The sequence below is a fragment of the Alistipes sp. CHKCI003 genome (assembly GCF_900021155.1).
Classification (GTDB): Bacteria; Bacteroidota; Bacteroidia; order Bacteroidales; family Rikenellaceae; genus Alistipes; species Alistipes excrementavium.
The window spans coordinates 1-630 of record NZ_FCNT01000048.1 but is presented as its reverse complement, the minus strand read 5'-3'; the positions used below and the strand labels follow the sequence as shown (position 1 = coordinate 630).

Here is a 630-nt window from a genome sequence, read left to right as displayed (position 1 = left end):
GCGAGAGCTGTCCGGCCAGCGCTGCGCTCTTGGCACGCTCGGCGTCGAGCTTGTTCTGCATCTCGCGCATCTCCAGCTGACAGAACTTGTCGTTGATGACCTGCGTCTGGGCGTCGATTTTCGAGCCGAGGGCCGTGAACTGCGCGTTGGCCGTGTTGGTCAGCGTGTTGGTCTGGTTGAGCACCGCGAGCTGACTTTCGTAGCCCTGCCGTTCAATGGCGGTGCGCACGTCGCAGCAGCACGAGGCCATTTGGGAGAGCACCTGCGCGTTGCCGGACTGTACGGCGTTGATGATCTGCTGCGCCGAGAGCCCCGACTGAGCCTGAATGTTGCACAGAGCCGTCTGGATCTGCTGTACGGAGCAGTTGAGCGACGAGGCGAGCTGCGAGATGGCATTGCCGTTGCCCTGAATGGCGTTCATGAGCAGCTGGCGTCCGGCGTCTCCGTTCAGTTCGGCCGGAAGGCTGCCCATTCCGCGGCCGCCGAAGCCGCCCCAGCCGTTACCGCCCCAGAGGGCCCACAGCAGGATCATCCACATCCACTCCCAGCCGTAAGCGTTGCCGTTACGGTTGTTCCCGTTCATCAATGCGGCCACGAGGTTGCCGTCCATCGCGCCGCCGTTGTCGAACA

General features: G+C 63.7%; 1 protein-coding gene. It reads right to left on the bottom strand.

Translation table 11 applies throughout. The features are described from left to right. The coding region (locus BN3659_RS05715; protein ID WP_141682512.1) for a hypothetical protein at nucleotides 1–630 on the bottom strand (630 nt) is incomplete at both ends.